At 66.4% G+C, this 16,910-nt stretch carries 13 protein-coding genes; 6 read left to right on the top strand and 7 right to left on the bottom strand.

The window, feature by feature from the left end; all coding sequences use genetic code 11:
* Nucleotides 1-148: 148 nt before the first annotated feature.
* The 3 genes from DVDV_RS18305 to hydF all read left to right on the top strand — a co-directional run bounded on the left by DVDV_RS18305 (nt 149) and on the right by hydF (nt 3,052).
* On the top strand, nt 149-703 hold the full coding sequence (locus tag DVDV_RS18305; protein ID WP_254845443.1) for a hypothetical protein: 555 nt from the start codon (nt 149-151) through the stop codon (nt 701-703).
* A 143-nt stretch (nt 704-846) separates the two neighbouring features.
* Nucleotides 847-1,842, top strand: coding sequence for a [FeFe] hydrogenase H-cluster radical SAM maturase HydE (gene hydE / locus DVDV_RS18300; RefSeq protein ID WP_075356051.1), 996 nt, complete (start codon nt 847-849; stop codon nt 1,840-1,842).
* Nucleotides 1,835-3,052 (top strand): [FeFe] hydrogenase H-cluster maturation GTPase HydF, encoded by a 1,218-nt coding sequence (hydF, locus tag DVDV_RS18295; RefSeq protein ID WP_075356050.1) that lies wholly within the window; start codon nt 1,835-1,837, stop codon nt 3,050-3,052. Before hydE ends, hydF begins: the two co-directional genes overlap by 8 nt.
* A 155-nt stretch (nt 3,053-3,207) precedes the next feature.
* Here hydF and DVDV_RS18290 read toward each other — a convergent pair whose 3' ends face one another.
* A complete protein-coding gene (locus tag DVDV_RS18290; protein ID WP_075356049.1) occupies nt 3,208-5,199 on the bottom strand; it encodes a sensor histidine kinase in 1,992 nt (663 codons plus the stop codon).
* A gap of 5 nt (nt 5,200-5,204) precedes the next feature.
* The gene (locus DVDV_RS18285; protein ID WP_254845442.1) at nt 5,205-6,314 is read right to left on the bottom strand and encodes an ABC transporter substrate-binding protein; all 1,110 of its coding nucleotides are present in this window, start codon (nt 6,312-6,314) and stop codon (nt 5,205-5,207) included.
* 150 nt (nt 6,315-6,464) lie between these two features.
* Here DVDV_RS18285 and DVDV_RS18280 point away from each other — a divergent pair, with 150 nt between their 5' ends.
* Together DVDV_RS18280 and DVDV_RS18275 are read left to right on the top strand one after the other, a co-directional pair.
* Nucleotides 6,465-7,658, top strand: coding sequence for a class I SAM-dependent rRNA methyltransferase (locus DVDV_RS18280; protein WP_075356048.1), 1,194 nt, complete (start codon nt 6,465-6,467; stop codon nt 7,656-7,658).
* 101 nt (nt 7,659-7,759) lie between these two features.
* On the top strand, nt 7,760-7,915 hold the full coding sequence (locus DVDV_RS18275) for a DUF1328 domain-containing protein (RefSeq protein ID WP_075356047.1): 156 nt from the start codon (nt 7,760-7,762) through the stop codon (nt 7,913-7,915).
* 97 nt (nt 7,916-8,012) lie between these two features.
* Here DVDV_RS18275 and cgtA read toward each other — a convergent pair whose 3' ends face one another.
* The 5 genes from cgtA to DVDV_RS18245 all read right to left on the bottom strand — a co-directional run bounded on the left by cgtA (nt 8,013) and on the right by DVDV_RS18245 (nt 15,493).
* Nucleotides 8,013-9,395: an Obg family GTPase CgtA gene (gene cgtA, locus DVDV_RS21890; protein WP_083634823.1), complete on the bottom strand. Its 1,383-nt coding sequence runs from the start codon at nt 9,393-9,395 to the stop codon at nt 8,013-8,015.
* A gap of 15 nt (nt 9,396-9,410) precedes the next feature.
* Entirely contained in the window at nt 9,411-10,064 is a 654-nt protein-coding gene (locus tag DVDV_RS18260) for a TrkA family potassium uptake protein (RefSeq protein ID WP_075356046.1), read from the bottom strand.
* A gap of 33 nt (nt 10,065-10,097) precedes the next feature.
* Entirely contained in the window at nt 10,098-11,468 is a 1,371-nt protein-coding gene (locus tag DVDV_RS18255; protein ID WP_075356045.1) for a TrkH family potassium uptake protein, read from the bottom strand.
* Nucleotides 11,469-11,855: 387 nt separating this feature from the next.
* Entirely contained in the window at nt 11,856-13,265 is a 1,410-nt protein-coding gene (locus DVDV_RS18250) for a sigma-54 dependent transcriptional regulator (protein WP_075356044.1), read from the bottom strand.
* A 158-nt stretch (nt 13,266-13,423) separates the two neighbouring features.
* Complete coding sequence (locus DVDV_RS18245; protein WP_075356043.1) at nt 13,424-15,493, bottom strand: elongation factor G; 2,070 nt, start codon at nt 15,491-15,493, stop codon at nt 13,424-13,426.
* 256 nt (nt 15,494-15,749) lie between these two features.
* Between DVDV_RS18245 and DVDV_RS18240 the strand changes: the two genes are divergently transcribed.
* On the top strand, nt 15,750-16,808 hold the full coding sequence (locus DVDV_RS18240; RefSeq protein WP_075356042.1) for a chromosome partitioning protein ParB: 1,059 nt from the start codon (nt 15,750-15,752) through the stop codon (nt 16,806-16,808).
* Nucleotides 16,809-16,910 lie beyond the last annotated feature (102 nt).

Raw genomic sequence — 16,910 nt, 5'->3', positions numbered from 1 at the left:
GCCTGCCTGCGGCAACAGGGGGGAGGTGAAGAAGAAAAGGCGGAAGATGCCTCCGGCGGCCGGGGGGATGATCCCCCCGGACCCCTGCAACGGGGAGAAGAAGTGATGGAGATGGAACGGGAAAATCCCTGGGTGGCGGCGGGGTTGGATGACGGTCGGGCTGCCAGGGCGCGTGGCCCGGTCGGATCGGTTGTTTTTCCACGCTGCGGTCTATTCCAATTTCGCCCGGGACCGGGCCATGGCCGACGCCCTGGAAGCAGCCCTTTGCCGCCCGGAATTTGAGCGGCTCGATGTCGTGTCGCTCGATCCGGTGGCCAGACCGCCGTACTGGGACGAGTTTCGGCAGGTGCTGCGCCAGGACATGACCGCCTCGGCCATGCAGCGGGAATTTTCCGTGTCCGCCTCCTATCTCGACGCCCTGGCCTCGCGCCATCCCCACAAGGTGCGTCTGTTTGTCACCACCGCCCTGCCCCTGGTCCCGGTGCTGGTTGTAAGCGATGCCGTCATCGCCGGGCACTACGCCCATTCGCCGGTGGCCGCGCCGCTTGGGCTGTGGCTGGTCATCCCCACCGACGCCGGCCGGCTGCTGGAGTTGGCCGAGGAAGGCAGCCGGGCCGACGCCCTGGAAGCCGTGGACGCCGGGGCCTATAGGCTGGTCTGCGATTGCCTGGCCGCCCGGGCCGTATCCCGCCGTCTGGCCTAAGTGTTCGAGAAGAGGAAGAAAAGAGTGCCTCCGGCGGCCAAAGGGGTAACCCCTTTGGAATCCCACCTGGGGGAAGTTTGATTTGACCGGGTGCGTTGCCGAGTCGCTACGCGAAAGGGGCGCAAGAAAAAAGGATGGTCGCCATGCGACAGGCAGAAATCGCCCAATTGCTGGCCGGGGCTGATGATCCCGGACTTTTTTCCGCAGCCGAGGCGCTTAACCGGGAGATTTTCGCCGGCGAGGTCTATCTGCGCGGGGTGGTGGAATTTTCCAACCACTGCCGCAACAACTGCCGCTACTGCGGCCTGCGCGCGGCCAACCAAAACGTCCACCGCTACCGCCTGACGGTCGAGGATATCCTGGCCTGCGCCGGGCTGGCCCGGGAACTGTCCATCGGCACCATCGTGGTCCAGTCCGGCGATGATTTCAGCTACACGGCCGACGACATTGCCCGGGTCATCACCGGTGCCAAGGCCGACTCCGACGTGGCCGTCACCCTGTCCCTGGGCGACCGGACCGAGGCTGAGCTGGCCCACTGGCGGGACTGCGGCGCAGACCGCTATCTGCTTAAAATCGAGACCTTTGACGAGGCCCTCTACGCCCACTGCCGCCCGGGGCTGACCGTGGCCGACCGGCTTGACCGCCTGGCCGCCCTGCGCCGGGCCGGCTACGAGGTCGGTTCCGGGGTCATCACCGACCTGCCCGGCATGACGCCGGACATCCTGGCCGCCGATCTCCTGCAGCTGGCCGATCTCGACCTCGACATGATCGCCGTCGGCCCCTTCGTGCCCCATCCCGACACGCCCTTTGGCCGCGAGCACCCCGGCTCGATCCTGACCGCCTTTCGGGCCATGGCCATCCTGCGCCTGCTGGCCCCCCTGGCCAACATTCCCTCGACCTCGGCCTTAAACGCCCTGCGCGACGGAGCCAGGGAACAGGGACTCACCGTCGGGGCCAATGTCATCATGCCCTCGCTCACCCCGGAAACCGTCAGCCCGGATTACGCCATCTATCCCGGCAAAAACGCCTTCCGGGCCGATGCCCGGCAGCGGGTCGAAGCCGCCCGGGAAGCCGTCCGCCGGGTGGGGAAAACGCCCTCCACCGCTGTCGGCGGGTCCAAAAGGAGACACCATGGCTGAAAATAACGCCGAAAAAGCCCCTCGAGGCGTGCGTCTGGTCATCACCTTTGTCGGCCGCCGCAATGCCGGCAAGTCTTCGCTTATTAACGCCGTCACCGGCCAGGACGTGGCCATCGTGTCCGATTTCGCCGGCACCACCACCGATCCCGTGGCCAAGGCCTACGAACTGTTGCCGCTTGGGCCGGTGACCCTCTACGACACGGCCGGGCTCGACGACACCGGCGAACTCGGGGCGCTTCGCATCGCCGCCACCAAAAAGGTGCTCTGGCGCACGGACATTGCCGTAGTGGTGGTGGACGCGGCCGCCGGCCTTGGCCAGCCGGAACGGGACATGATCGAGGACATACGCAAGCTCGACATTGCCTTTCTCATCGTTTTCAACAAGACCGATCTGGCCGCCCCGGCTGCGGCCGACGTGGCCTGGTGCCGGGAGCACGGCATCCGCACAGTGGCCGCAAGCGCCGCCAGCGGCCAGGGGTCGGTGGCGGTCAAGGAAGCGATCATGGCCCTGGCCCCGGCCGAAAACCTGCGCGAACCGGTCCTTTGCGGCGATCTCTTTACCGAGGGCGACACTGTGGTCTGCGTCGTGCCCATTGATCTGGCTGCGCCCAAGGGGCGGCTGATCCTGCCCCAGGTCCAGGTGTTGCGCGAGATCCTCGACGGCGACGGCATTGCCGTCACGGTCAAGGACCGGGAGCTGGAAGCGGCCCTGGACAATCTGCGCCGGCCGCCGGCCCTGGTGGTCACCGACTCCCAGGTGATCCTCAAGGTGTCGGGCGACGTGCCGGACGCGGTGCCGCTGACCACTTTTTCCACACTGTTTGCCCGCTATAAGGGCGACCTGCCCACCCTGGCCGCCGGGGCTGCGGCCATCGACCGGTTGCGCGACGGCGACACCGTGCTGATGGCCGAGGCCTGCTCCCACCATGCCCAGGCCGACGACATCGGCCGGGTGAAGATACCCCGCTGGATTTCCCAGTACACGGGCCGGGACGTGCAGTTTGAAATGTACACCGGCCACGATTTCCCCGACGATCTGGAGCGGTTCGCTCTGGTCGTGCACTGCGGCTCGTGTATGCTCGGGCGGGTGGAAATGCTGCGGCGCATCCGCGAATGCGTGCGCCGGGGCGTGCCGGTGACCAACTACGGCGTGGCCATCTCCAAGGTCCAGGGGGTACTGGCGCGGGTGCTGGCCCCGGTGCTGCGCTAGGTGAGGACAAGAGAGAGAAAGAGGGAAGATGCCTCCGGCGGCCGGGGGGATGATCCCCCCGGACCCCTCAACGGGGAAAATTGGGGAACGAGTGGTTTACGCTTTGGGACTGGAGCGGCTGCTGCACATGGTATCCCCGCCCGGCCCTGATCCCCTCACACCGGAAAGGTCAGGGTAAAAAGCGCGCCGCCGGCATTTTCCGCCCGCACCTCCCCCTGCAATTGCCGGGTCAGGTTGGCCACCAGCTGCATCCCGAGGCTCTCCGTGCCCTCGATGGAAAAGCCCGGCGGCAACCCCTGGCCCTGGTCGCCGACCGTCACCCGCATGACCCCGCCTGCAAGACGCACCGCCACCTGCACCTCGCCGGACACACCCGGCCCGTAGGCATGTTTGATGGCGTTGGTGATCAGTTCATTGAGCACCAGCCCAAGCGGCGCAGCCTTCTCGATGGACAGGAAAATCGGCTCCAGGCCGAGCTTGCAGCGGACACCCCCGCTTCGCCCGAGGCTGTTTTCCAACTGGCCGGCCAGCCGGGAGACATAGTCGGCCACGTCGATGCGGCCGAAATCCCCGGTGCGGTAGAGCCCCTCGTGGACCAGGGCCATGGAGGCAATGCGGGTGCGGCTTTCCAGCAGCACCAGACGGGCCTCGGCATTGTCCGTGGCCTCGGCCTGGAGGAAAAACAGGCTGGAAATGACCTGCAGATTGTTTTTCACCCGGTGGTGGACTTCCCGCAGGAGCAGTTCCTTGTCCTCAAGGGATTGGCGCAGGGCCTCCTCGGCTGCCCGGCGCTCGGTCACGTCCTCGACCACGAAGACGAAATAGTCCGGCCGGCCCATGTCGCCCCGCACCAGGGAGACGGTCAGGTTGACCTGGACCGACACCCCGTCCGGGCGGATGCAGCGGCCCTCCCTGGCAAACGTCTCCAGCCGCCCGGCCAGACTCTCCTGCAGCCGGGCTTCCACGGCCGCCATGTCCTGGGGGACGATGGCCTCGACCAGGGAATGCCCCAGGAGTTCCTGGCGGGAACAGCCGACCAGTTGGCACAACCGCTCGTTGACCAGCAGCCACTGCCCGTCCGGTGAGACATGGGCCATGCCCACGGCCGCCTGCTCAAAGGAAGACCGGAACAGGCGTTCGTTTCTGACCAGCCCCCGGGCCATGTCCTCAAAGGCTCCTTCAAAGACGCACAGTTCGGCAAAGGCCCCGGAGCCGCCCTCCCCCCCGCCGCTACCCTCCGGCAGGCTGGCCGCAAACCGGGCCAACGGCTCCTCGACCTGCTGCCGCAGGGCCTTGCGCAATTGCGCCGAGGCCAGCACAAACGCGCCGGCCATGAAGACAAACAGCACCGCGACCGTGTACAGGGCCGGGGCCACCAGATCCGACACCGGCACCGTGGGCAGCACAAACCAGCCGCACTGGTCCACCACCCCCACCGTCCCAAGCCAGAGCCGGCCGCCGGACTGGTAGACCAGATGGCCTTTGCCGGCCTTGGCTGCGGCAAAAAGCGGCGTGTCGCCGATATTGGTCTGCTCGGCCACCCGCCGGGGGTCGGGATGGACAATGAGATTGCCATAGGCGTCGCAGGCCACGATGCGACCGCCGGCCAGGGGGGCCAGTTGGGTCAGACGTTCGCCCAGCCCGGCCAGATCGAGTTCTCCGGCCAGGATGCCGCCCGTGGCGGCGCGCACCCCGAGATAGACCACCAGCCGGCCGTCTATGGGCGAGGGCAGGGGCCGCGACAACAGGAGCCGACCGTCCTGCCGGTTGTCGAAATCGAGGGGAAAGGCCGCTCCCTGCAACCCCGACGGCACGGCCCGGGCCACGGTGCCGTCGGCTGTAATCCAGAGCAGCCGGCGAAAAGCCGGCGAAACCGCCAGGAGGTCGGACAGCGCCTCGGGCCGCACCGGCCCTCCATCCGGAGCCACCCGGCCGACAAAGGTTTCCAGAATGTGGAAGGCCTCATCCAGGGCGGTTGCGACAAAGGCGGCCAGCGTTGCGGCCAACCGGGTGTTGTCCCGTTCCATGGTGCGCCAGTGCATGGAAATCATGGCCGCAGCCATCAGCGCCAGCAACAGCAGTCCCGGAGCCACCAGACGCACGAGGAGACTGCGGCTGAGGATGCGGCTGATCGGCGTCGGGCGCACGGCAGCTATTCTCCGGCCACGGACGTAAACCGGCCGTCCTTTATGGTGACAAGGAAGGTGTCGCGGGCCACGTCGCCGCTTTCGTCCAGGGCAAAGGGGCTGATGACCCCGGTTTGCGGGCCGGTTGCGGCCAGGGCCGGGCCAAGCCCCCTGGCCTCCCCGCCGGTGCGCGAAAGGGCCGAGGCCAGCACGGTGACGGCCTCATAGGCGTAGGCGGCGGCGAAACTGGGCGGCCAGCCGAAGCGCTCCCGATAGCGCCGGGCAAACTCCCGGAACTCGGGCCGGTCGTTTTCCTCGGAGTAGCTGGTGGCAAAGACGATGCCGTCGACGCTGCGCCCGCCGATGGCCAGGATCTCCCGGGTATAGGGCCAGGTGGGGCAGAGGAGCGGCAGCCGGGTGTTGCGGGCGGTCATGGTCTGGGCCAGGGCAGCCACGTCCCGGGCTGCGGCCGTGGCCACGATGGCCTGCCCGCCGCTGTCTGCCGCCTGATCCAGCAGCGCCCCCCAGTCGGCCCCCCGGCTGGAGGAAAACGAATAGTGGCAGACCAACTCGCCGCCGGCTTCTGCAAAGGCCTGCTCAAAGGCGGTCTGGAAACTGTCGGTGTAGGAGGCATTGTCCGTGTCCCCGGCCAGACAGACCCGGGCCAGGCCCTGGCGGGCGGCATACCGGCCAAGGGCCACGCCCCAGGCTTCGTTGGAAGGGATCACGCGGAAGAAATTGTCTTTTTTGCCGGAGAGTTCCGGGGTGGCGGTGGTTGGCGAAATCATGACGCCGCCGGCAGCGGCAACAACAGGCAGGGCGGCCAGGGTCTGGGAGCTGGTCATGTGGCCGATAATGGCCACGGCCCCGGCCTTAAGGAGCGTGGTGTCGGCGTCGATGGCCCCCCGGGCCGTGTCCCCGTCGTCGCTGGCCAGCAGCCGAAGCGGCCGGCTGGCCACGCCGCCCCGGGCATTGACGGCTTCCACGGCCAGGGTTGCCCCATTGCGGCCCTGGACCCCGAGATCGGCATGGCTGCCCGTGAGCTGGCCGGAAAACCCCAGCAGCACCGGGTCATCCCCGCCGCAGCCCGACGCGAGCACAAGCCAGCCCAACACAAGGAGGGACAACCAACCCACGCAACCCCCGAAGGCGGCCACGTCCGCCACCGGCCACCGCTGTTTGCCAAAGACAATGAATATCCAATCCATACGACAGTGGACAATCGACCGCAATGGCTTTGCCGGCCGCGTCTTGCCACAATCGCCGGCCTCCCGTACCGTGGCGCCATGGAACGACCGACACTGACGCTTAAAAACAACGAGGAACGCCGCCTGCGTGCCGGACACCTGTGGGTGTTCAGCAACGAGGTGGATACGAAAAAAACCCCGCTGACCGCCTTCACCCCGGGCCAGGAGGCCGTGGTGACCGCCTCGCGCGGCCGCCCCATCGGCGTGGCCACGGTCAACCCCGGCTCGCTTATCAGCGCCCGGATCATGGACCAGGACCCGGAGACGCGCCTGGATGCCGACTTTTTCCGGGCCCGGCTGCGCGAAGCCCTGGCCATACGCAGCCGGCTCTACCCCACGCCGCATTACCGCCTGCTCTTTTCCGAGGGCGACCATGTGCCGGGGCTGATCCTGGACCGCTACGGCGACGTCATTGTCGGCCAGCTCAACACGGCCGGCATGGACAGCCGCAAAGAGCTCATCCTGGAAGCCATCCTGGCCGAGCTGGCCCCGTCCGCCGTCATCTGGCGCAACGACAGCCCCACCCGCGACTTCGAGGGCCTGCCCCGGATCGTGGAAGTGGCCTACGGCACGGCCCCGGAAAACCTTGCCATCAACGAGGACGGGGCGCTTTTTGCCGTGCCGGCCCTTGGCGGCCAGAAAACCGGCTGGTTTTACGACATGCGGGAAAACCGCTCGCGCCTGTGCCGGCTGGTCGGGGGCCGCACGGTGCTGGACCTTTTTGCCTATGCCGGAGCGTTTTCCGTGCGCGCGGCCCTGGCCGGGGCGGCGTCCGTCACCTGCCTGGACTCTTCCGAGGCGGCCTGCGCCATGGCCGCCGACAATGCGGCCCGAAACGGCGTGGCCGACCGGGTCGAGGTGGTGCGGGCCGATGCCGCCGCCTTTTTGGAAGAATGCGCCGCTGCCGGACGCACCTTTGACGTGGTGAGCCTGGACCCGCCGGCCCTGGTCAAACGCAAGAAAGACCTGGAAGCCGGGCTTAAGGTCTATGAGCGGCTCAACCGGCTGGCCATGGACGTCCTGGCCGAGGACGGGCTGCTTTTAACCTGCTCGTGCTCCCAGCACGTGGACGCCTACGAACTGCGCCGGGCGGCCTTGCGGGCGGCCATGGCCCGGGGGCGGCGCGGCCAGATTCTCGACCAGGGCCGCCAAGGCCCGGACCACCCGGCCCATCCGGCCATGGCCGAGACGGATTATCTCAAGTCATTTCTGTTGCGATTGGTGCAGCAGTAAAGAAAACGGCCCGCTGCTGTTGCCGCGGGCCGAGAGCCGGTCTATAGGGAGAGCCTGGGAAATCCTTCTTCCCAGTCGTACCCCAACCGGAGGCTACTTCCATGCTTTCCTGGACCATCGCCTTTCTGATTATCGCCCTGCTGGCCGGCGTCCTGGGCTTTACCGGCATCGCCCGCACCGCCAGCGGCATCGCCAAAATCCTGTTTTACATCTTCCTGATCCTGTTCGTCCTGTCGCTGCTTCGCGGTCTGTTCTAGGCCAAACACCGAACAGCCCCTTTGCGGCGCCTGGCAGCCTGTGCCGGGTCGCCGCAAAGGGGCCGTCTGGATGTTCCTTGCCTGGGTGAAAAACCGATCAGATCAGTTCCGGACCCCCGTCGGTTCCACCCGAAGCGCCGGCATCCGGGCCGGCATCGGGCCAGCTCTCCACCGGGGCCACGACCTTGGCTTCGGGAGTGGAGGCTTTCCAGATCGCCCGAAGCACGGCGGGAATACCCAGTCCGGTCAGGGCCGACATGAAAAACACCTTCTGGCCCGAAGCGGCGGCAACGGCCCGGCGCTCGGCCAGTTCTTCGGGCGAGAGCAGGTCGATCTTGTTGATCACGCGGATCTGCGGCCGCAGGGCCAGGGCCGGATCGAACTGGCGCAGTTCCTCGTCCACCACGTCAAAGGCCTCGAAAATGCCCTCGGGCGAGGCGTCCTCGGCCGAGACCAGATGGAGCAGCACCCGGGTGCGCTCGACGTGGCGCAAAAAGCGGTGCCCCAGGCCCTGGCCCAGGTGCGCCCCTTCGATCAGGCCCGGAATGTCGGCCAGGACCAGCCGCCGCACGCCGTCGTCGTGGTCGATGACGCCCAGGTTGGGGGTGAGCGTGGTGAAGGGATAGGGCGCGATTTTCGGCTTGGCCCGGGACACGGCGGCAATGAAGGTCGATTTGCCGGCATTGGGCAGACCGATGATGCCGACGTCGGCCAGGACCTTGAGGACCAGACGCACGCGGCGTTCCTCGCCGGGTTCGCCGGGCTGGGCGAAGCGCGGGGTGCGCATGGTGGACGAGGCAAAGTGCAGGTTGCCCTTGCCGCCGCGTCCGCCGTGGCAGGCCACGAAGGTCTGGCCCGGTTCGACCAGATCGGCCAGCAGTTTGAGCTGCTGCGGGGCCACGGTGGCGGCCGCTTCCAGGAGCGCCGCCTCGGCAGCGGCATCGGCCTCGGGATCGGCTTCCTCGGCGGCAGCGTCGGCCTCGTCAGCCGGTTCGGCCTCCTCGTCCAGCTCCCCGTCCTCAGCCAACTCCGCATCGTCGGCCAGATCGGCGTCGTCAGCCAGCTCCAACCCGTCATCGGCAGCAGCCTCGGCGTCGTCCCCGGCCAGGACCGCATCCAGGCCGGCGGATTCGGCCGCGGCAATGTCGGCGACCCGGGCCGGCCCGTCGCTGCCAAGGGACGGCAGCTCGTAGAGCTCGGTGCCGACCGGCACGTCGATGTACAGGTCCTCGGCCGCCTTGCCGCATTTCTGGCGGCCCATGCCGCCCTGGCCGTTTTTGGCCTCGTAAATCCGCTTGAGGCGCAGGTCGTACAGGGTCACCAGATCGGGATTGGCCCGAAAGATGAGATCGCCGCCCTCGCCGCCGTCGCCGCCGTCCGGTCCGCCCCGGGGAATGAACTTCTCGCGGCGAAAGGACACCGCACCACGTCCGCCCTTGCCGGAGCGGACGACAATCCATGCTTCATCAACAAAACGCATGAAACCTCCGTATAATCAGGGACGCAGCTTGACCAGCCGGTCTTCGCGACCGACCAAAACCAGCTTGTCGCCCAGGCGCAATTCTTCGTCAGCCCTCGGAATGAAGGAATAGTGGTCTTCGCCGGCGCACTTTTTGGCGATGACCTGGACCTGATGTTTGTTGGTCAGGTCGAGATGGCGCAAGGTCTGGCCGGCCCATCCGTCAATGCCGATTTCCTTGAGCGCCACATCCTTGTCCATGGGAAGATACTCGATCAGCCCGGGGCTGGCGAGTTGATGGGCCATATTTTTGGCGGCAAACCGCTCGGGTATGAAAACCGTGTCCACGCCGATCTTTTTGAGCAGCTTCTCATGGTCGGTGGAGATGGCCTTGACCCAGACCTGGGGCACGCCGATTTCCTTGAGATAGAGCGAAATAAGGATGCTCGCTTCCATGGAATGGCCAACCGAGACCACCACATGGGACATCTCGTCCACATGGATCTGCTCCAGGGCGCGCTTGTCCTTTGCGTCGAGCTGGTAGACCTGGGTGAAAACGTTCTGGGCGTTTTTGACCTTGTCCGCGTCGCCGTCCACGCCAAGCACCTCGCGCCCAAGCTCCACCAGGCACCGGCCCAGATGAAACCCGAACTTGCCAAGCCCGATAATACAAACCCGTTCGTCGGCCATGCCGTCTCCTGCCCGCCCGCCTGTTGCGCGCCGTTACCCGATCATCATGTTCTGCTCGGGCCAGCGGTAGCGCAACGGCTCCTGGAATCCCTGCAGCACCGAAAGAAACAAAATCGGCCCCAGCCGGCCCACGAACATGAGCATGATGATGACGAGCTTGCCGGCCGGCGAGAGCCCGGGCGTTATGCCCGTGGACAGCCCCACCGTGCCGAATGCCGACACCACCTCGAACAAAATTTCCAGAAACCGGCCGCCGGCTTCCACATGCGGGGCCACAGCCCCCTCGGTGAAACACATAAGCAGGACTGAGCCAAGCACCAGACCGGCAGCGAAAATGGTCAGGGTGACGGCCCGGTCCACGGTGTCGTCGTCCACGGCAAAACGCCCCACCACGGCCTGCTTGCGGCCAAACATCTTGGCCCGGCCAAAGGCGGCCAGCACCCGGAAGGTGGTCGTCTTGATGCCGCCGGCACAGGAGCCGGGCGAGCCGCCAATGAACATCAAAAGGATCATGATGACCAGGGAGGCGTCGGCCATGCGCCCGATGTCCAGGGTGTTGAATCCAGCCGTGCGGCAGGACACGGACTGGAACAGCGCCGCCACAATCCGGTCCAGGGCGGGCAGTTCCGGATAGCGGCTGCCGAGAAATTCGCCGCAAAAAATCATGGCCGCGCCGGCAAAGACCAGAAAGGCCGAGACGGCAAAGACCGTGCGGGCATACCAGGACAGACGCTGCTGCCGGCCCTCGGCCCGGCCGCCCGGCAGCAGGCGGTTTCGGGCCACGCGGTAGCCTTCGATGAGCACGGCAAAGCCCAGGCCGCCGCTGACGATGAGCCACATGATGATCAGATTGATCCCGGGATGGCCGGTGTAGCGCATGAGGTTGTCCGGGAAAAGCCCGAAACCGGCGTTGCAAAAAGCGGAAACGGAATGGAACACGGCGGAAAAGGGGGCAAAGCCCACGGGATCGAACAGATAGAGGCCAAGGGCGCCCAGGGCCTCGATAAAGACCGTGACCACGGCCATGCGGGTGAGAAACCGGCCCAGGTGGAAACTGGCGTCATGGAGCAGGCTCTGGCCCACGGCGATGTGGTCGGCCAGGGACACCCGGCGTCGCCAGAGATAAAAGATCAGGGTGGAAAAGGTCATGATGCCCAGGCCCCCAAGCTGGATCAGGGCCAGGATGACGGTGTGGCCGAAGCGGGTAAACGTCGTGCCGGTGTCGGTGACGGCCAGGCCCGTGACGCAGGCGGCAGAGGTGGCGGTAAAAAGCGCGTCGAGAAAGGACACCGGTTCATGGCTGGCGCTTATGGGCTGGCACAGCAAGCCGGCCCCGAGCAAAATCGCGGCAGCAAAAAAGTGGATGGGCAGAACCAGCGGGGCAAAGAGCTTTTTATGCCACATGACGGCCTTGGTAGCGCATGGCGCGGAGTTTCTCCAGGGGCTTTGGGCTCAAAAAAAGGGGGGCTCCGGAAGAGCCCCCGCGCAGGAGATGAAGGAGAGGTCAAAATGATAGGGAGGTATCATTCTGCTCACTGCTCTAAATCCAATTTCCGTGCCAGGGCGGCCAGTCTGGGCGCTAAAAATTTATCTCTATTTTTCAATAGGATAGTAGACATCGCGGATCGGTTGTCCCGAAATTCCGCCACGACCTGTCCAGCATTACGGTAAAACAGGAAAAAAGTACGGGAAAATCGCTCGCCCCGGCCGTTTTTCCGGACGGGCGCTGCTTCTACGGGATTGCGCCGGGATTGCCAAGAGGGAAGAAGCGGCGGCCCCAGGCCCAACCATCTACGGCCGGGTCGCCAGCCCGTACTTGCGAAACAGATCGTAAAGCCGCGACGGCGACAGGCCGCTTATGGCCGCAGCCCGGCCCACGTTGCCGCGGCTGGCCCGCAACAGTTCCGCCAGATAGTCCCGCTCCACTGTCTCCATGGCCTGGCGGCGGTATTCCTTCCAGGGCGTCAGGCTCCCGTCCGCCGGCTCGGCCGGTCCGGGGCTAAACGACTCGGGCGTCTCGCACACCCCGGCCGCCCGCAGCACCTGGATGCGGATCTCATCCGGCAAATGCTTGGGGTAGAGCACCGGCTCGTTTCGGTACTGCAGGAGCACCCGCTCCATGGTGCCAAACAGGTCGCGCACGTTGCCCGGCCAGGAATAAGCGGCCAGGGCCTGAAAGAACTCCTCGGCAAAGCCCTTGGTCGGCAGGCGGTAGCGTTCGCACAGCCGGTTCATGTAATGGCTGGCCAGGGCCTTTATGTCCTCGGGACGCTCGCGCAGGGGGGGCAGGGTGATGACGATGGTGCGCAGGCGATAGAGCAGATCCTCGCGGAAGGAGCCTATGGCGGCCATGACCGACAGGTCGCGGTTGGTGGCGGCCACCAGCCGGAAATCGCTGGAAAGTTCGTGCTTGGACCCGACCGGCCGGAACCGGCCGTCCTGGAGCACGCGCAGGAAGGTCTTCTGGATGCCGGGCGAAAGCTCGCCGATTTCATCGAGAAACAGCGTGCCGCCGTCGGCCAGCTTGAAAAGCCCGTCGCGGTCGCGGTCCGCCCCGGTAAAGGCTCCTTTGACATGGCCGAAAAGGACGCTCTCAACCAGGGTCTCGGGCAGGGCGGCGCAGTCCACCACCACGAAATTGCTGTGGGACCGGGCGGAGTTGGCATGTATGGCCCGGGCAAAAAGTTCCTTGCCCGTGCCGGTTTCGCCGGTAATGAGCACCGAGGCGTCGGAGTCGGCCGCCTGGGCCACCAGATCGAGGCAGGCTTCCATGGCCGGGCCGCCGCCGACAATGGCCTCGCGCTTGAGCACCGCCCGCGGCCGCCTGGCCGCCTTTTGCGCCCGGTACTCCAGGGCGCGGGTCAGCGGCAGGGTGACGCGGTTCGGGGTCAGGGGCTTTTGGATATAGTCCCAGGCCCCGGACTTGATCGCCAGGGCCGCCCCTTCCGGGTCTTCCTGGCCGGTGATGATGATGACTTCGGGACTGTCCGGCGAGGATTTGATCTCCTCCATCAGGTCCAGGCCGTAGCCGTCCGGCAGACGCAGATCGAGGAGCACCACGTCCACCCGGTCGCGGGCCAGGGCCAGCCGCCCTTCTTCCATGGAACCGGCCCAGATGAGCATATGCCCGAGCCGGCGCATGAGGCTGCCAAAAGTCTCGCGCAGGATGGCGTCGTCGTCGATGAGGAGAATATGGGCCATTATTCCGTCTTTTCACTGCTGCTTCTTGCGTTGCGACCGCCAGACCTGACGGTGGGGCCGCGATCCGGCCGGATCGCGGCCCCACCTTTCGGGGTCCGGGGGCATGATGCCCCCGGCGGGGCGTGGGGCAGCCCCCCACTTCCACCACTCCTGTTCCGCTATTCTTCCTTCTTCTTGCCCTCGGCCACCACCTTTTCGGCAATGGGCGGCGGGCATTCCTCGTAGTGGTCAAAGGCCAGGGTGAAGGCGCCCTGGCCGCCGGTCATGGAACTGAGGGTCTTGGCGTATTCCTGCATCTCGGCCATGGGCACATGGGCCTGGATTTCCGTGATGCCGCCGGTGGAATCGGACCCCAGCACCTTGCCGCGCCGGCTGGACAGGTCGCCGATGATGTCGCCCATGTATTCGTCCGGGCAGCTCACCGACACCAGCACGATGGGTTCGAGCAGGGAGATCTTGAGCTTCTCGCAGGCCGCCTTGAAGCCGACGGAACCGGCGATCTTGAAGGCCATTTCCGAGGAATCGACGGTGTGAAACGACCCGTCGTAGAGCGTGACCCGGAAATCGACCAGGGGATAGCCGGCCAAAAAGCCGCGCACCGAGGATTCCTGCACGCCCTTGTCCACGGCCGGGATATACTGGCGCGGGATGGCTCCGCCGACAATGGCGTCCACGAACTCATAGCCGGACCCGCGCGGCAGGCCCTCCATGCGAATCCAGCAGTCGCCGAACTGGCCGCGGCCGCCGGTCTGCTTCTTGTGGCGGCCCTGGACCTCGACCTTGCCCTTGACCGTCTCGCGGTAGGGAATCTTCGGGGCCTTGAGCACCGGTGACACCTTGTAGCGACGCCGGGCCTTTTCCACGGCCGTCTCCAGATGGGTCTGGCCCATGCCGGAAATGAGGATGTCGCCGGTCTCTTCGTCGCGGGTGATCGACAGGGTGATGTCCTCGTCAAGGAGCTTGGACATGGCCGAAAACACCTTGTCCTCATCGCCCTTCTCGGCCGGGGCCAGGGCGTAGGAGATCATGGGCGGCGGCAGCACCGGGGCCGGGACCACGACCGGCTTTTTCGGGTCGCACAGGGTGTGGCCGGTGGCGGTGTCCTTGAGCTTGGCCAGGGCAATGACCGATCCCGGGCCGGCCGGTTCCTTGGAAATGGCCGCTTCCTTGCCGAGCGGCAAAAGGATCTGGCCGGCGCGTTCGGAAGAACCCGTGGCCGGGTTTAACAGTTCCAGGTTGGTGGTCACGGTGCCGGAAAGCACGCGCACAATGGAAAGCTGGCCGGCAAAGGGGTCAAAGAGCGTCTTGACCACAAAGGCAACCACCGGGCCGGTCTCGGCAGCGACGAGCTCCCCGCCTTCGATGGTGATGGTCTTGTTGCCGCCGGCGGCTTCCAGGGGACCGGGCAGGTAGTTCTGGATGGCGGCCAGCAGGCGCTGCCCGCCCATGGCCTTGAGGGCCGAGCCGCAGCACACCGGACACAGCGCGCCGGAGAGCGTGGCCGCGTGCACGGCGGCCAGGAGTTCCTCGACGGGAATGGCCTCGCCTTCGAGATAGCGCTCCATGAGCTGCTCGTCGGAAACGGCCACTTCCTCGATCATGGTCTCATGCAGGGTCTCGACCTCGTCGGCCATGTCGTCCGGTATCGGACCTTCGGCCATGCCGCCCTTGTCGTCGAAGAAATAGGCCTTGCCCTCCAGGACGTTGACCACGCCCTTGAAGTCCTCTTTCGAGCCGATGGGCAGGTTCTGGATATAGGTCTTGACCCCGAGCTTTTCCCGGATGCCGGTCAGGGCCATGTCGAAGTCGGCCCGGTCGCGGTCCATTTTATTGATGAAAAAGATGGTGGGCAGGCCGAGTTTGGCCACTTCGCCCCAGAGCTTTTTGGTCAGCGGCTTGACGCCGTCCACGGCGTCGACCACAAAGACCACGCCGTCGACAGCCCGCAGCAGATAGGGCAGATCACCGTTGAAGCTGCCGTCGCCGGGGATGTCCAGGAGAAAATGCCGGTTCTTGTTGTACTGGAAGGTGGCCAGGCCGGGCTGGGTGCTGCCCCGACGCTTGATTTCCTCAGGCTCGTAATCAAGCGCGGTGGTGCCTTCCTCGATTTTGCCCAGGCGCGCCACGGCTCCGGTCGTAAAAAGAAGCATCTCGGCCACTGAGGTCTTTCCGCATCCGCCGTGGCCGATCAGGGCGTAGGTGCGTTGGCTGGCGAGGTTATCCGACATTCCCTTCTCCCTTGTGCTAGGCGTTGTCACGTGGTCCAAACGCCGTAGGGCGTTTTTCCTGTACCGTATCGCAAGCCGCCGGGGCGGCTGGGTGACGAAGCGAACCGAGCGAGAGATCGGCGCGGAAATCCGGGCATTTTCAGGCCCTTGGCTTTTCCACGAGTTTGAGCATATTGGATGAGGCGTCACCCCTTGTCAAGACGACAACGTCTTGTAATCACGAACGCTACGGGAAAGCCGGAAGAAAAACGACACCGTGCAGCCACTCTTTCTCCATCCGCGCGATCTCGACATCGCCGCACCGCACCTGTTCTGGGCCGCCCCGCCGGACGACGCCCTGCTTGAGTCCCTGGCCACCCTGGGCCAGACCACCCCGGCCCTGGTGGTGGAAACCGGCGGCCGGCCCATCCTGGCCGCCGGTTCGCGCCGGGCCGCCGCCCTGCGGGAACGCCGGGGCACCGCCCTGTGCGCCCTGGCCGTCTCCCTGGACGGGCCGCCGGACGCCGACGAGGCCGACGACCGGGACGCAGCCATCACCCCGGCCGTGCGCCTGGGGCTTTTCTACCTGGCCTCCAACCTCGGACGGACCGTCACCGACGCCATGGCTGTGGCCGCCGGACGCTATTTCGCGGCCGAGAGCAGCAGCATCGACGACGCCCTGCGCCTGGCCGGGCCGTATCTCTTTGCCCCGGACGACCGCCGGGGCCGGCTGCTGGCCCAGTGGCTGGCCCTGCCGCCGACCCTCGACGCGCTCTTGGCCTCGGGCCATGTGCCCCTCGGGTCGGCCGGGCTGCTGGCCGCCCTGCCGCCCGAGACCCTCGACGCCCTGCTGCCGCTCCTGTCCTCCGTGCGCTGGTCCCGGGGCAGCCTTTCCGGGGCGCTCACCTGGCTTGGCGAGGCGGCACGGCTGGCCGGCGAACCGGCCGGCGTCCTTTTGGCCCGGTCCGGCGCAACCGAGCTCCTTGGCCGGGGACTTTCGCCCAATGACCTGACCGCCGGCGTCCTGGCCGCCCTGCGCCGACTGCGCTACCCGGCGCTCACCACCCTGGAGGCCCGGTTCACGGCGCTTTCACGGGAGTTGGCCCGGGGCAGCCGGGTCAAGGTCAAGCCGAGCCAGGGCTTTGAGTCCGACGCCGTGACCCTGGAGATCACGGTCAAAAGCCCGGACGAGCTGGCCAAGGCCGCTGCCGATATAGCCGCCATGGCTTTTTCCCCTGTTTTGCCCAAGCTTTTGACGGTCGCCCATGACGATGGGCCAGGCAGCGAACCCGACGCCGGGCCGGGCGCCGGCCCGGATGGCGGACCCACCGCGTGAGCGCGCCCCTGTGGGACATCACCGCCCTGGCCGTGGACGCGGCCGTGGCCGACACGGCCATGGCCGTGCGGGCCCGGGCCGCCCTGCCCGCCGCCCGGGTGA

Source organism: Desulfovibrio sp. DV (assembly GCF_001936595.1).
Lineage (GTDB): Bacteria > Desulfobacterota > Desulfovibrionia > Desulfovibrionales > Desulfovibrionaceae > Solidesulfovibrio.
Note: the sequence above shows the minus strand (reverse complement) of the source record. Positions and strands in the feature narration are given on the sequence as shown.

Excerpts from the sequence above, each read along its gene's own strand:
- DVDV_RS18255 (WP_075356045.1), bottom strand. The coding sequence starts at position 11,468 with ATGTGGCATAAAAAGCTCTTTGCCCCGCTGGTTCTGCCCATCCACTTT.
- DVDV_RS18305 (WP_254845443.1), top strand. The coding sequence starts at position 149 with ATGACGGTCGGGCTGCCAGGGCGCGTGGCCCGGTCGGATCGGTTGTTT.
- hydE (WP_075356051.1), top strand. The coding sequence starts at position 847 with ATGCGACAGGCAGAAATCGCCCAATTGCTGGCCGGGGCTGATGATCCC.
- DVDV_RS18260 (WP_075356046.1), bottom strand. The coding sequence starts at position 10,064 with ATGGCCGACGAACGGGTTTGTATTATCGGGCTTGGCAAGTTCGGGTTT.
- DVDV_RS18250 (WP_075356044.1), bottom strand. The coding sequence starts at position 13,265 with ATGGCCCATATTCTCCTCATCGACGACGACGCCATCCTGCGCGAGACT.
- DVDV_RS18245 (WP_075356043.1), bottom strand. The coding sequence starts at position 15,493 with ATGTCGGATAACCTCGCCAGCCAACGCACCTACGCCCTGATCGGCCAC.
- cgtA (WP_083634823.1), bottom strand. The coding sequence starts at position 9,395 with ATGCGTTTTGTTGATGAAGCATGGATTGTCGTCCGCTCCGGCAAGGGC.
- DVDV_RS18280 (WP_075356048.1), top strand. The coding sequence starts at position 6,465 with ATGGAACGACCGACACTGACGCTTAAAAACAACGAGGAACGCCGCCTG.
- hydF (WP_075356050.1), top strand. The coding sequence starts at position 1,835 with ATGGCTGAAAATAACGCCGAAAAAGCCCCTCGAGGCGTGCGTCTGGTC.
- DVDV_RS18275 (WP_075356047.1), top strand. The coding sequence starts at position 7,760 with ATGCTTTCCTGGACCATCGCCTTTCTGATTATCGCCCTGCTGGCCGGC.